Source organism: Sedimentitalea sp. XS_ASV28, assembly GCF_041224545.1.
In the GTDB taxonomy this organism is placed as follows: Bacteria; Pseudomonadota; Alphaproteobacteria; order Rhodobacterales; family Rhodobacteraceae; genus Sedimentitalea.
The window spans coordinates 71,342-85,090 of the sequence record NZ_JBGFGP010000166.1 but is presented as its reverse complement, the minus strand read 5'-3'; the positions used below and the strand labels follow the sequence as shown (position 1 = coordinate 85,090).

Below are 13,749 nucleotides of genomic sequence, written 5' to 3'. Positions count from 1 at the left end.
CCGTCCTGCTATTTGGCGGGACGGGATTGTTGCCTGCTCGCAAGGGCATAGCTCCATGTTCCCTTGCGACGCCGCAACTGGCGCGGGCCGAGATCGGCATTCAATGCCGCGGCCACGCCCGCAAGGTCGGGATGTTCCCCGTGCAGCACCCGGATCTTGCCATAGACCGAAGGGCACAGGGGCAGCCGGCAATTATAGGTGGCCGGCAGCACATGCGCCCGCCCCGTCCCCTGCCACAGGGCGACCCGCAACAGCCATTGGTCGCTGTTCCCCTCATAGCCACGTGACAACAGCCCATGCCAGTTCGCGATCAGGTCGGACGCGGCCTGTCGGCCTGACAGGAACAGCACGCCGCTGTTCCACTCGGGAAAGGCCGTTGGCAACCTGAGCAGGTCCGGGGGGCTCGGATAGCCCAGAAACTCTCGCTCGTCATGGATCGGAGCGTGAACACCCATGTAATCAAACCGGGTAAGCATATCCCAGGCCGGTTGCAGCGACCCACAGATATGGGTGTCGTTGTCCAGATAGAGGAAATCCGACCCGCAGGCAGCGCGGATCGCCGCCGCTTTCATCAGCGGATCATGCCAGGCGCTCTCGCGCGGGGCTGCGCCCTCGATCAGGTGGATTTCCGCGCCCAGATGGACCAGCCGCGGCGCGCAATCCGGTGTGGTATGCACCTCGATCCGGGCCTTCGGGTGATGCTGCCGCAACGAGCGGATCGACCCCTCGAGTTGCAAGACGTACTTTCGCTTTCCGTAAACACAATATACAACGCGCAAGACCGGTATCCTTCGCCAAATACGTGCGACCGACATCTGCCGGGCCCGATCATCTTGCGTGGGAATACTCCGGCGCGCAACGCTAACCCTGAGACTGTCGAGCATCGCAATGGCCATCAAATCCGACAACCCCGCCGATCCTTTCAAGAAGGCATTGGCCGAGGCGACCAAGGTGATGGCCGACGACCCGGACCTGTCGATCAGCTACACGGTCGATCCTTCGGGACTGTCGGGCGATGCGATGCGCCTGCCCCAGGTCAGCCGCCGCATGACCCGTGAAGAGGTGCTGCTTGCGCGGGGTACGGCCGATGCGCTGGCGCTGCACCGCAAGTACCACGACACCGCCACCCACGCACGATACGCGCCTCCGGGTGACATGGCGCGTGAATTATACGAAGCCATGGAAACCGCCCGATGCGAAGCGATGGGTGCGCGGGATATGCCCGGCACCGCGGGCAATATCGACGCCAAGATCGGCAACGAAGCGCTGCGCCGCGGCTATGACCAGATCACCGAGGCGTCCGAAGCACCGCTATCGGTTGCCGCCGGATACCTGATCCGCCATCTCGCGACCGGGCGCGACATGCCGCGCGGCGCGCAGAACGTCATGGACCTGTGGCGCGGATTCATCGAGGAGCAGGCTGGCGGGACACTCGAAAACCTTCAGGATCGGCTTGCCGACCAGTCGGATTTCGCCAGGTTCGCGCGGCAGGTCATCGCCGATCTGGGCTATGGCGACCAGCTTGGCGAGGATCCCGACAGCGAGGACGAGGACCAGGAAGATCAGGCCGAGGACGATCCCGAAGAGGATCAAGACCCCGACAGCACCGGGCAGGACGACGATGATGACAGCGCCGATGCCGATCCGGAGCAGACGCAGGACGATCAGCAGGATCAGTCCCAGGCACAGGTGAGTTCCGATGATCTTGCCGATCAGGAACTGGCGGAAGATGCCGAAATGCCCGACGGCGAAGCGCCGCTGGAACCCCCTGCTCCACAGCCGATCTCGGACGCGGACCCGGACTACAAGGTCTACAAGACCGAGCATGACGAGGAAATCGCCGCCGAAGACCTCGCCGAACCGGTCGAGCTTGAACGCTTGCGCGCCTATCTCGACCAGCAGCTCGAACCGCTCAAGGGGGCGGTGTCGCGACTGGCCAACAAGCTGCAGCGCCGCCTGCAGGCACAGCAGAACCGTTCGTGGGAATTTGACCGCGAGGAAGGCATCCTAGATGCCGGTCGCCTGGCACGGGTCGTTGCCAACCCCACCACCCCGCTCAGCTTCAAGGTCGAAAAAGACACCGAGTTTCGCGACACCATCGTGACGCTGCTGCTGGACAACTCCGGCTCCATGCGGGGTCGCCCGATCTCGATCGCCGCGATCTGTGCCGACGTTCTGGCGCGGACACTGGAGCGGTGCAACGTCAAGGTCGAAATCCTCGGGTTCACGACGCGGGCCTGGAAGGGCGGGCTGGCGCGCGAAGCGTGGCTGAACGATGGCCGCCCGCAACAGCCCGGACGCCTGAACGATTTGCGTCACATCATCTACAAGCGCGCCGACGCTCCGTGGCGCCGCTCGCGCGACAATCTCGGCCTGATGATGAAAGAGGGCCTGCTCAAGGAAAACATCGACGGCGAGGCGCTGGAATGGGCGCATCGGCGCATGGTGAACCGCCGCGAGGCGCGCAAGATCCTGATGGTGATTTCCGACGGTGCACCAGTCGACGATTCCACCCTGTCGGTCAATCCCGCCAGCTACCTTGAAAAGCACCTGCGTGACGTGATCGATATGGTCGAGCGGCGAAAGGCGGTCGAACTTTTGGCCATCGGCATCGGGCACGACGTCACCCGCTATTACGAACGCGCCGTGACGATCACCGATGTCGAGCAACTGGCAGGCGCCATGACCGAACAGCTTGCCGCCCTGTTCGACGCGGACCCGCGCGCGCGCGCTCGGGTCATGGGGATCAGAAAGGCGGGGTGATCGACCGGGGGTCTTCTGCGAGGCGGCTTTCTCTTGATATCACGCAAGCCGGTCAGAACGACGACAGCGGACGAACCCGTCAGTATTTCTTGTATCGGGCGCTGTAGCAGTTGCTGTTCAGCCCGGTCACATTGCGCATCCGTTCCACTTCCGAGCCGTCGGCGTTGAAGGTGAATTCCCAATAGGTCAGCCCCACGAAATTTCCGGAGCTGTTATAGGCATTAGTCGTGCCGCACATCGTTTTACCGCCGTTGCGGCTCGGGACCGCGCGAGACAATTCCAGCCCGCGAACGCCCCGTTTCGATCCTGCCTTTTCGACCAAAGCATCTGCGGCGAGGTCGGGCAACTCGACTTTCTCTTCGGTGCCTTCTGCGCCAACTGCCATTGGCAACAGGAGGAGGATGGCAATCAGTCGTTTCATCGCCCGTATACTCCCGCAACACTCACACGCAGCCTAGCGTCAGTTCCGCCCGGTCCGCAAGCCGTGCACCGGTCTTCGCACGCACGTTACACGGGCTGGACATTTTGCGCCGACCCGCTCAGGTTTCGCCCGGACACAGGAAGCAGGCAGATCAGACATGTTCCAGAGTTTCGAAGTGACGTCCCGCCCCGAACAAGGCCCCCCGCGCCTCGCCCGGCTGCGCGCGGAAATGAAAGCTCGCGAGCTTGAAGGGTTCCTCGTGCCACGCGCAGATGCACATCAGGGAGAATATGTTGCGGATCATGACGCACGGCTGGCCTGGCTTACCGGCTTCACCGGATCGGCCGGTTTCTGCGCGGCATTGCAGGACGTGGCCGGCGTCTTTGTCGACGGTCGCTATCGCACGCAGGTCAAGGCCCAGGTCGCGCCGGACTTTACGCCCGTACCCTGGCCTGACACCAACCTGCCCGAGTGGCTGATCCGGCACCTTCCGGACGGCGGTCGCGTGGGGTTCGATCCGTGGTTGCACACCATCGCCGAGGTTGAACGCTGGACAGATGCGTTCTCGGGCACCGATATCTCCATGGTGCAAAGCGAAAACCTCGTCGACGCGATCTGGACCGATCAACCGCCAGCCCCGATGCAGCCGGTAAAGGCACATCCGATTGAATTTGCCGGGGAAACTGCGGACTCCAAATTGACGCGGCTGGCAGAGGAATTGCGCAGCGCGGGTCATCGCGCGGCTTTGATAACGCTGCCTGACTCGATCATGTGGCTGTTGAACATTCGCGGCTCCGATATCCCCCGCAACCCTGTCGCACACGGGTTTGCGGTTTTGCACGATGATGCACGCGTCGATCTGTTCATGCAGGCCGACAAGCTGCGCGCCGTGCGTGACCACCTGGATGACTCGGTCTGCATCCTGCCGCCGGACAAGTTCCTTGAGAGCATCGCCGCACTGCATGGTCCGGTGCGGGTCGAAAAATCGTCGGCGCCGCAAAAGATCGCTGATGTGCTGGGCGAATCGATGGTCTTTGGCGACGATCCCTGTTCGCTGCCCAAGGCACGCAAGAACCGCGCCGAGATCGACGGGAGCGCGGCGGCGCATCTGCGTGATGGCGCTGCGATGGTGGAGTTGCTGGCCTGGCTCGATGCGCAGCCCACAGGCAGCCTGACCGAAATCAAGGTGGTCAAGAAACTGGAAGAGATCCGGCGCAGGGACAATGCCTTGCAGGACATCAGTTTTGACACCATCTCGGGCACCGGTCCGAACGGGGCGATCATGCACTATCGGGTTAGCGAGGAAACCGACAGCGTCCTGGAGGACGGGCATCTGCTGGTTCTGGACAGTGGCGGGCAATATCTTGACGGCACGACCGACATCACCCGCACCATTGCAATCGGCCCGCCCGGCGCGCAGGAACGCGCGGCCTTTACACGCGTCTTGCAAGGCATGATCGCCATGTCGCGTCTGCGCTGGCCCAAGGGGCTGGCCGGACGCGATATCGAGGCGATCGGACGCATGCCGCTTTGGCTGGCCGGACAGGATTTCAATCACGGGCTGGGCCACGGGGTGGGTGCCTATCTGAGCGTTCACGAAGGTCCTCAGCGCCTGAGCAGGATGAGCACGGTGCCCCTGGAACCGGGGATGATACTGTCCAACGAACCGGGATATTACCGCGAGGGGGCGTTTGGCATCCGGATCGAGAACCTTCTGGTGGTCGAAGACGCATCGACGCCGCCGGATGGCGACGCCGAGCGTGAAATGCTGTGCTGGAAAACCCTGACCTTCGTGCCGATCGACCGGCGGCTCATCGACACCGACATGCTGTCCCCCGATGACCGGAAATGGCTGAACAACTACCATTGCGACGTCCGCGAAAAGATCGCGCCTCGGGTAGGCAAGTCAGCACAGATGTGGTTGGATGCGGCGACCGCGCCGATCTGAGGTTGCGGCATCAAATTTCGCGCAGGCACAACGGGCCAGACGCATAGTTCCAAGGGGAAACCAGATGGCAAATCATATTCGTATTCGCAAGAAGCCCGGCACCTGGACTGTGCGCTCGGGCGGCGCGGTATTGGGCGAAACCACTGCGGCGCTTGAGTTGAGCGAAGGCGATCTTGCGCCGGTGATCTATTTTCCGCGCGACGATATCGCCATGGCGTTCCTTGACCGGACCGACAAGACAACCCACTGCCCGCACAAGGGCGATGCGAATTATTATTCGATCGTCAACAAATCCTCGGTCGATGAAAACGCGGTCTGGACCTACGAGAATCCGCTCGAGGCGGTGGCCGAGATCAAGGACCATCTGGCCTTCGCGACCGGCGACACGATCAAGGTCGAACAGGTCTGAGCAGGGCGCAGAAATGCAAAAACCGGGGCGCTTGCCCCGGTTTTCACTTATACCATTTTGCGAATAACCTGTTTCGTCAGGAAATTTGCCAACTCTTTATATTAAATTTGTTTACGCGGATGCCTGCTTGCGTTTGACGAAAGCCAGACCGCCAATTGCGCTGGCCATCAACAGGAACCCGGCGGGCAGCGGAACCGGCGACGGCACGGGGTTTTCGACAAGACCGCCATTCAGCGTGCCGATCCCCCCGCCAGAGATCGAAGCATTGAAGATATCGAACGCGTCATCGACAAACCGGAAGGTCATGAACAGGGTCTCGACCGAACCGGCAACCTCGATTTGAGGCGACAGGCCGGAACCGACATTGCTGATCGCAAAGTTGAACGGGTTGGTAAATGTGCGGCTTCCGATGTCGGAAGCACCCAGCGTCGTCCCGAAATCGATCTGAACGCTGGCACCGGATTCGAACAGGCCTTCGCCGCTGCATCCATTGCAATTGTAACCGAAACTGGAGAAGCTTGCGTCGCCGACACCCGACAAATCGAACTGAAACGTAACATCGTTGCTTGCGTCGACAGTTGCGGCGCTGGCCGGTGAAATCAGGCTGGCCACGATAACAAATGCAGCCGCAGCCAACCCTGAAAGTTTGAAAGTCATGCGATGAACTCCGCTTACTGATTACCTCACTGCAGGCGTTATCACCCGGTTTGATGGTCAAATGAGGACCCAATTGCGTCAAGTTTCGGACAATTGTCACTATCGGCGAAAAAAATGTTTCGTGGTCAGGAATGCTCTTCCGCCGCTGTCGCGGCGAGCGCCCGGTTATACGCCTTGAGCGCGTCAACATAAAACAATGCCCCCACAAGTCGCGGTGTGGTGTCATCGCCCTCCAGAACCACGACCGGCAGGAACCCGTCCTCGCCCCGCTCCAGCATAGGCATTGCCGATTCGAGCGTGCTTGACGGCGTGATGCACGTACCTTCGCCGATCATCTCGGCGCAACGCTCGGGATCGGCGGCGCGTGCGTGATCGGGGGGGCGCATCACCGCCCCCGCCCGCAACAGCGACAGCACATAGGCCTGTGGGCCTGCGGCAAGGCCGATGCCCCGGCGCTGCAACTGCGTGAGAAAGAACGAACGATCCACGATGCGCGAGGCCAGAGCCGTCGACAGGCTGACCGAGACCATGACGGCGAGGCCGATCTGCCAGTCTCCGGTCAGTTCGAACACGATCAGGGTGGTCGAGATCGGCGCACCCAGCACCGCCGCCGCCACCGCCCCCATGCCGGCAAAAGCATAAAGCGCATGTGTTCCCGACACTTCGGGCAGCACGTTGGTGGCGATGATTCCAAAGGACAATCCGGTCAGCGCGCCAACCATCAGCGACGGCGAAAACACCCCGCCCCCCATCCGCCCGCCTATGGTGATCGCCACCGCAGCGACCTTGACCACGGTGAACAGGATCGCGGTGACCAGAACCAGTTCGCCCGACAGGGCGATCCGCGTGGTTTCGTAGCCGACACCGATGATATGCGGAAACCAGATCGCGATCACGCCCAGCATCGCCCCGGCAATGGCCGGCCGACTCCACCCGGGAAACCCGAGTCGCGCTTGCAGATGATCGGCGATGTTCTCGGTCCAGAAAATTGCCCGCATCAACACTGCGGCCACAACCCCGCAGACAAGTCCCAGCAGCAGGAACGCCGGAAGCTCGACATAGAATTGCAGGGCCCCCGGCGTGATCAGATTGAACTCGGCCACATCTCCGAGGTGAAGCCGGTTGATGACTGTCCCTGCAACGCTGGCAATGGCAATCGGCGCAAAGGAATGCACGGCAAAATGGCGCAGCACCACCTCAAGCGCAAAGATCGCCCCGGCGATGGGCGCATTGAAGCTGGCCGACACGGCGGCGGCCACCGCACAACCCAGAAGGTCGCGACCGGTGATGCCGTCGGCGTGGATCCGGTCGCTCACCCAGGTGGAGATCACCCCCGCCATGTGAACCACCGGACCTTCCCGGCCAGACGAACCGCCCGAACTGAGCGTGATGAAAGACGCGGCCAGCGATGCCAGGCCGGCGCGGGTCTCGACCCGCCCGTCGCGCAGCGCGGCGCCCTCGATCACATCGGCCACCGCCCGCACCCGGCCATCCGGGGTGAACCGGTTGAGGATCACACCGACAACAAGCCCGCCGACGATCGGAATCACGAGGATCCAGTACCATGGCAATTTTTCCGCATGGCTGTGCAGCAGGCGGACATCCTCGGTGCCGTAAAGCGCCGCCTGCAATGCCGCGATCCCGAGGCGAAAACCAAGCGCCGCAAACCCCGCTGCGATACCGATGAGCAGCGCGATGAACCAGAACTGGATATGGCTCGGGCCGCGCTGGCGCATGACGACCAGGCCGTTGCGCAGCGCGTGACCGGCTTGCGCCAGTTGCCTGGCGAGGATCGAGCGGGTGGTGTCTGCCATCTGGATACCGGTGTCCGGGCCTTTCCTGTCTACTGCGGTTTCACGTCGACCCGAATTTTCGAACTCACGGGCGACCTGTCCTGAACTCGCTTCACCCTGCAAGCAAGGCGCGCGCCGCCGCGCGGGCCTCGTTCGTCACCGTATCTCCGGCGAGCATCCGGGCGATTTCATCGGTGCGCTCGGTCTCGGCGAGGGGCACGACACGCGACAGGGTCATCCCGTCGATGACCTGTTTCTCGACACGCCAGTGATGCGACCCGCGCGCGGCAACCTGCGGCGAATGGGTCACGACCAGTATCTGGCCATCCTCCGCGAGCCGGGCCAGCCGCCTTCCCACCGCATCCGCGGTCGCACCGCCCACACCGCGGTCGATTTCATCAAATATCATGGTCAATCCGTCGTCACGCGCCGACAGGCACACCTTGAGCGCCAGCAGGAACCGGCTGAGCTCGCCCCCCGACGCAATCTTGTTCAGCGCGCCGGCCGGTGCGCCCGGGTTGGTTGCGACGGTAAAGGTGGCCGTGTCCTTGCCGTCAGGCCCGGCTTCCGCCGTATCGAGGATCGTTCGGAACGTTGCGCGCTCCATCCGCAGCGGCGCCAGTTCCGCCATCACCGCCGCGTCAAGCCGTTCGGCGGCAACGACCCGTTCCGCAGAAAGCACAGCCGCGGCAGCATCATAGGCACTTTGCGCTGACCGGAGCTCTGCTTCCTGCTGCGCGAGGTCCGCATCGCCAGCATCCAGTGTCGCCAGGCGGTCGCGCAAGGACGACCCGACCTCGGGCAACGCGTCGGGGATGCAATCGTGCTTGCGCGCAAGTGCGCGCAGGGCGAACAAGCGCTCTTCCGTGGCCAGCAGCTCGTGCTCATCGAAGTCCAGCGTGTCGAGGCTGGATTCGATCCCGGTCTGCGCCTCGCCCAGTTCGACCAGCGCCCGGTTCAGCGCCGCAAGCGGCTCTTCCAATGTGCCATCGGCCTGATCGGCAACCCCATCGAGCCATCGCAGGGCATCCGACATCGCGCCCTCGGCACCATCCCCGCCCAGCAGGCCAAGCGCGCGGACCACGTCCTCGCGAATGCGGACCGCAGCCTGCATCCGGCGGCGTCGCGAGTCGAGTTCCGCATCTTCGTCGGCCTGCGGGTCCAGCGCATCGAATTCCGCGACCGCATGGCGCAGGAACTCTTCCTCTTCGCGGATCGCATCAAGGGCGGCGCGTGTGTCGTGCACGCGCTTTCGTGCCTGCGACAGCGCGCTCCAAGCCGTCCTGGTTGCAGCCCGCGCGGGTGCCAGCGCTCCGAACGCATCGAGCATGTCACGATGCCCGCGCGGGTCGAGCAAGCCACGATCATCATGCTGGCCGTGCAGTTCGACAAGCGTCTGGGAAAGCGCGCGCAACACGTCCCCGGAACAGCGGCGATCATTCACCCAGGCCGTCTTGCGCCCATCAGGCAGGTTGACGCGGCGCAGGATGAGCTCATCGCCCCCCGGCAATCCCGCCGCCTCCAGCACGGCATGGGCCGCATGAGCGGGAGGCAGGTCGAATACCGCAACGACCTCGCCCTGTTCTGCGCCCTGCCGCACCAGTTCGGCACGTCCGCGCCAGCCCAGTACGAACCCCAGGGCGTCCAGCAGGATCGACTTGCCGGCACCGGTCTCTCCGGTCAGCACGTTGAGACCCGGCTCGAAAGCAAGCTCCAGCCGGTCGATGATCAGCATGTCACGAATATCAAGCGCGCGAAGCATTCCACCTATCCCGCGTGCGAAGCGGCCCCAGTTCCGGGCCGCCGCCCCATGTCACGATTGCATCATTTTCGGCTGTGCGCCCTGAAGGATTGCAAGATGCGCTCCGGACCGGCACCGGTTCAGAGCCATTGCCCCTTGACCGACTGTCGGTAGATTTGACTGAGCCAGTTATTGCCACGGCTCTTCATCTTGAGGCCACGGCTGGTCAACAGCTTATAGGCGTCCTCGTACCACTCGGACGAGCGGTAGTTGTATCCAAGGATCGCACCGGCGGTCTGTGCTTCGTCCAACAGCCCCAGCGACAAATAGGCTTCAATCACCCGAAACAGCGCTTCGGCAGTGTGGCTCGTGGTCTGGAAATCCTCGATCACCACCCGGAAACGGTTGATCGCGGCGGCGTAATGGCTGCGACGCAGATAATAGCGCCCGATTTCCATTTCCTTGCCCGCGAGGTGGTCGAACGCCAGATCGAACTTCAGTATCGCCGACGTCGCATACTCGCTGTCGGGGTATTGCTCGATGACCGTGCGCAGCGCTTGCAGCGCCTGAAAGGTCAGCCCCTGGTCGCGGCCGACTTCGTCGATCTGGTCGTAATAGCTGAGCGCGAGCAGATACTGCGCATAGGCGGCATCCTGATCCGCCGGGTAGAAATCGATGAACCGCTGCGCGGCGGCGCGGCTGTTGGGGTAATCCTTGCCCTGATGGAAGGAATAGGCCTGCATGATCAGCGCGCGCTTTGCCCAGGACGAATAGGGATAAAGCCGTTCTATCTCGGAAAAGTACCAGGCTGCGTCGTCAGTGCGGTCCCGCGCGAGGTCGAACTCGCCGCGTTCGAATATCTGTTCCGGGGTATAGCTTTCGAGCGACTCGGTCCGGTCCGCCCTCTGGCTGCCGGAACACGCAGCGAGAAATGCCGCGAGAACAACCGCGCCGATGACCTTGGCCCTGTACTTGCCACCCAACATTCTAGATTACCCTTGTCGCCTGATCCGGGGTGTCGCCCCGATTGCGGTTGGGTCTAGCACAATATTTTCGGGTGCAAAACGCCTTAAAGACATGCGGACGCGATCGTATCGGTTGTGGGGTTTCCAAGTCAGGCGACCTGCGGGATCTCCGCCCAGACAAGCCCCTGCCCCGGCAGGCGCGCGGCCTCCTCGCCATCGCAGATCACCATCCGGAAAGCACCCGGCGTGTCGAACAGCGCCCGCAGCAGCGTATTGGTCAGCGAATGACCGGCCCGTTCACCCACGTAACGGCCAAGAATCGGACCACCGGCAAGCGCCAGATCTCCGAGTGCGTCCAGCATCTTGTGGCGTACCGCTTCGTCCGCATGGCGGAAGCCACCCGGGCTGAGCACATCGTCGCCGTCAACGACAACCGCATTATCCAGCGTTCCGCCAAGTGCAAGGCCCTGCGCATGCATCGCATCCACATCGGCCTGCCGACAGAAGGTCCGGCTGTCGCACAATTCGCGCGCAAAGGCACCGTTGCGCATGTCCAGAACCTTGCTCTGGCGCCCGATCGCCTTGTCGGCGAAATCTATGTGAAATTCGATCTCGAACCCGTCCGCCGGCAACAGCGTCGCGCGCGCGCCGTCTTTTTCCACCGTGACCGGCTGCAAAATCTCGATCGCCACGACCGGCGCACCCTGTACCCGCACACCGCGCGCCATGATACCCCGCACGAACGGCGCGGAAGAGCCGTCAAGGATCGGAACCTCGGGGCCATCGATGTCGATCAGCGCATTGTTGACACCGCAACCGGACAGCGCCGCCATCACATGTTCTATCGTCGAGACGGACACACCCGCCTCATTCACAAGCCGGGTACATAGCGGGCTGCGTTCCACGCGATCCCAGAGTGCGGGGATGACGGAATTGCCAAGCTCGATATCGGTTCGACGAAAGCGGATGCCAAATCCGGCCTGGGCCGGACGCAACACCAAGCGCGCCGGCGCACCGCTGTGCAGACCGACACCTTCAAATGTTACCGGGGCTTTGAGCGTATTTTGCAAGACAGGCCTCTAACCGTTTCTCCAACCACGTCCGGGTCGGCGTATCACCAGTTAAGCGGCTGTCATTTGTCGCTCAACTCAATCTTTGTAACCGAATGAAACATGGATGTAACAGATCGGCAGAACCCCGCCACACCAAACGCAACTTATTGAATTCAAAACGAAAAAGACCGCCCCGAGGCGGTCTCTTTACGGCCTATTGTGACAGGATCAGTTGGCCTGCCTGCGCAGGAATGCCGGAACTTCAATCCGATCCTGCTCGTGCTCGGGCTCGTCATGATAGGGTTCCGCGACGTCACGTTGATGCATTGGCGGTTGCTGACGGACGGTCTGCGCTCCGCGCTCCGCAGGCGTGTCCGCCGCGTGGCCCGTCATCCGGTTGATCAGCGAATTGACGCTGAACCGGGGCTTGTCCCCTGCGTCGACCGGAGCCGCGGCCGCAGGCCGGCGTGATTGTGCGGCCGTGCCGCGCTGTGCCGAGTTGGGCACGTTCTGGACCGCACGTTGCAGGCGGGCCAACGCCTCGGGCGACGGGGTGCCCGGTGCGCGCGGCGCCACGAATTTCTCGACCTCTGCCTGCTCGGCGCGCGGCTCGAACGCAGCGACACGGGGCTCGTAGGCGGGTGGCGGCAAGCCGTCATCCTCCTCTTCGCGGTCGTCGGCCGCCGGGGGATAGAACTCTTGCTGCTCGTCCTCGACCACCGCCTCGGCCGGCTCGACGGTTTCAAACAGCGTGCGCTCCTGGGGCGCTTCGGGCGCGGTCGCCGCAACCGGCGCGTCTTCCTTTTGCGGTTCGGACCGCTCTTGCTCGGTGCTGACACTGGTGCGCAGCGGGGCCGACATCGAGCGGCGCGGAACCGGCACATCGGTGTTGACTTCGACCGCGTCGATACCGGTGGCGACGACGCTGACGCGCATCACGCCTTCCATGTCGGTATCGAGTGTCGAACCGACGATGATGTTCGCCTCGGGGTCCACTTCCTCGCGGATGCGGTTGGCGGCTTCGTCCAGTTCGAACAGAGTCAGATCATGGCTGCCGGTGATGTTGATCAGAACACCCTTGGCACCGCGCAGGCTGATTTCGTCGAGCAGCGGGTTGGCGATCGCCTTCTCCGCCGCCTGGATGGCGCGATCTTCGCCCTCGGCCTCGCCCGTGCCCATCATGGCCTTGCCCATTTCGTCCATGACGGCGCGAACATCCGCGAAGTCGAGGTTGATGAGACCCGGACGCACCATCAGGTCGGTGACGCCCTTGACGCCCTGGTACAGAACGTCGTCCGCCATCGAAAAAGCTTCGGTGAATGTGGTTTTCTCGTTTGCCAGCCGGAACAGGTTCTGGTTGGGAATGATGATCAGGGTATCGACGACCTTTTGCAGGCTGTCGACGCCATCTTCGGCCTGGCGCATCCGCTTGGCGCCTTCGAACTGGAACGGCTTGGTAACGACGCCAACCGTCAGAACACCCAGTTCGCGTGCCGCCTGCGCAATGATCGGCGCGGCACCGGTTCCCGTTCCGCCACCCATGCCGGCAGTGATGAAACACATATGCGCACCGGCCAGATGATCGACGATCTGTTCGATGCTCTCCTCGGCGGCCGCGGCCCCGACGCTGGGTCGGGCGCCCGCACCCAGACCTTCGGTGACCTTGACGCCGAGCTGTACCCGGTTCTGCGACGCGCTCTGCTGCAGCGCCTGCGCATCGGTATTGGCCACAACGAACTCGACGCCGTCGAGCTGTTTTTCGATCATGTTGTTCACGGCGTTACCGCCAGCCCCGCCAACACCAAACACGGTGATCCGTGGTTTCAAATCGTCCTGTCCGGGCATCGAGAGATTCAATGTCATTTGAGTTCCGCCTGTTCTGCCGACCCACGTTCGCGGGTATTTTTTCGTCCAATTGTCACGACCTTAGCTGCCATAGGGCCTGACGTCACCACAAAAACGCAAAAACACCCCAAAATATGGACCATTTCGCGCGTGTT

General features: G+C 62.7%; 11 protein-coding genes. 3 read left to right on the top strand and 8 right to left on the bottom strand.

The genetic code is table 11. The annotated features are described in order from the left end of the window. Positions 1-8 precede the first annotated feature (8 nt). Positions 9-779 (bottom strand): hypothetical protein, encoded by a 771-nt coding sequence (locus tag AB9K34_RS19460; protein ID WP_369956126.1) that lies wholly within the window; start codon positions 777-779, stop codon positions 9-11. A 109-nt stretch (positions 780-888) separates the two neighbouring features. Between AB9K34_RS19460 and cobT the strand changes: the two genes are divergently transcribed. Continuing rightward, a complete protein-coding gene (gene cobT / locus AB9K34_RS19455; RefSeq protein ID WP_369956124.1) occupies positions 889-2,763 on the top strand; it encodes a cobaltochelatase subunit CobT in 1,875 nt (624 codons plus the stop codon). A gap of 79 nt (positions 2,764-2,842) precedes the next feature. Here the strand turns inward: cobT and AB9K34_RS19450 are convergent, their stop codons facing one another. Further along, positions 2,843-3,184 carry a hypothetical protein gene (locus tag AB9K34_RS19450; RefSeq protein ID WP_369956123.1) on the bottom strand — a complete coding sequence of 114 codons (342 nt, stop codon included), beginning with the start codon at positions 3,182-3,184 and terminating at the stop codon, positions 2,843-2,845. A 157-nt stretch (positions 3,185-3,341) separates the two neighbouring features. On the opposite strand from AB9K34_RS19450, the gene AB9K34_RS19445 reads away from it, so the two are divergent. Both AB9K34_RS19445 and AB9K34_RS19440 read left to right on the top strand, forming a co-directional pair. Continuing rightward, the gene (locus AB9K34_RS19445) at positions 3,342-5,132 is read left to right on the top strand and encodes an aminopeptidase P family protein (protein ID WP_369956122.1); all 1,791 of its coding nucleotides are present in this window, start codon (positions 3,342-3,344) and stop codon (positions 5,130-5,132) included. 64 nt (positions 5,133-5,196) lie between these two features. After that, on the top strand, positions 5,197-5,541 hold the full coding sequence (locus AB9K34_RS19440) for a DUF427 domain-containing protein (RefSeq protein WP_369956120.1): 345 nt from the start codon (positions 5,197-5,199) through the stop codon (positions 5,539-5,541). 111 nt (positions 5,542-5,652) lie between these two features. Here the strand turns inward: AB9K34_RS19440 and AB9K34_RS19435 are convergent, their stop codons facing one another. The 6 genes from AB9K34_RS19435 to ftsZ form a co-directional block, all read right to left on the bottom strand. Beyond that, entirely contained in the window at positions 5,653-6,198 is a 546-nt protein-coding gene (locus AB9K34_RS19435; protein WP_369956119.1) for a VPLPA-CTERM sorting domain-containing protein, read from the bottom strand. Between the two features lie 125 nt (positions 6,199-6,323). Beyond that, positions 6,324-8,012 carry a chloride channel protein gene (locus tag AB9K34_RS19430; RefSeq protein WP_369956117.1) on the bottom strand — a complete coding sequence of 563 codons (1,689 nt, stop codon included), beginning with the start codon at positions 8,010-8,012 and terminating at the stop codon, positions 6,324-6,326. A 91-nt stretch (positions 8,013-8,103) separates the two neighbouring features. Further along, positions 8,104-9,753, bottom strand: a complete 1,650-nt coding sequence (gene recN / locus AB9K34_RS19425) for a DNA repair protein RecN (RefSeq protein ID WP_369956116.1) — start codon at positions 9,751-9,753, stop codon at positions 8,104-8,106. Positions 9,754-9,872: 119 nt separating this feature from the next. Then, the gene (locus AB9K34_RS19420; RefSeq protein WP_369956114.1) at positions 9,873-10,718 is read right to left on the bottom strand and encodes an outer membrane protein assembly factor BamD; all 846 of its coding nucleotides are present in this window, start codon (positions 10,716-10,718) and stop codon (positions 9,873-9,875) included. 128 nt (positions 10,719-10,846) lie between these two features. Then, positions 10,847-11,767, bottom strand: coding sequence for a UDP-3-O-acyl-N-acetylglucosamine deacetylase (gene lpxC / locus AB9K34_RS19415; RefSeq protein ID WP_369956113.1), 921 nt, complete (start codon positions 11,765-11,767; stop codon positions 10,847-10,849). 210 nt (positions 11,768-11,977) lie between these two features. Continuing rightward, entirely contained in the window at positions 11,978-13,612 is a 1,635-nt protein-coding gene (ftsZ, locus tag AB9K34_RS19410; RefSeq protein ID WP_369956111.1) for a cell division protein FtsZ, read from the bottom strand. Between the last annotated feature and the right edge of the window lie 137 nt (positions 13,613-13,749).

Bases quoted from the DNA above. Each gene is read 5' to 3' on its own strand.
- AB9K34_RS19430 (WP_369956117.1), bottom strand. From the start codon at position 8,012: ATGGCAGACACCACCCGCTCGATCCTCGCCAGGCAACTGGCGCAAGCC.
- AB9K34_RS19450 (WP_369956123.1), bottom strand. From the start codon at position 3,184: ATGAAACGACTGATTGCCATCCTCCTCCTGTTGCCAATGGCAGTTGGC.
- AB9K34_RS19440 (WP_369956120.1), top strand. From the start codon at position 5,197: ATGGCAAATCATATTCGTATTCGCAAGAAGCCCGGCACCTGGACTGTG.
- recN (WP_369956116.1), bottom strand. From the start codon at position 9,753: ATGCTTCGCGCGCTTGATATTCGTGACATGCTGATCATCGACCGGCTG.
- AB9K34_RS19445 (WP_369956122.1), top strand. From the start codon at position 3,342: ATGTTCCAGAGTTTCGAAGTGACGTCCCGCCCCGAACAAGGCCCCCCG.
- ftsZ (WP_369956111.1), bottom strand. From the start codon at position 13,612: ATGACATTGAATCTCTCGATGCCCGGACAGGACGATTTGAAACCACGG.
- cobT (WP_369956124.1), top strand. From the start codon at position 889: ATGGCCATCAAATCCGACAACCCCGCCGATCCTTTCAAGAAGGCATTG.
- AB9K34_RS19435 (WP_369956119.1), bottom strand. From the start codon at position 6,198: ATGACTTTCAAACTTTCAGGGTTGGCTGCGGCTGCATTTGTTATCGTG.
- AB9K34_RS19420 (WP_369956114.1), bottom strand. From the start codon at position 10,718: ATGTTGGGTGGCAAGTACAGGGCCAAGGTCATCGGCGCGGTTGTTCTC.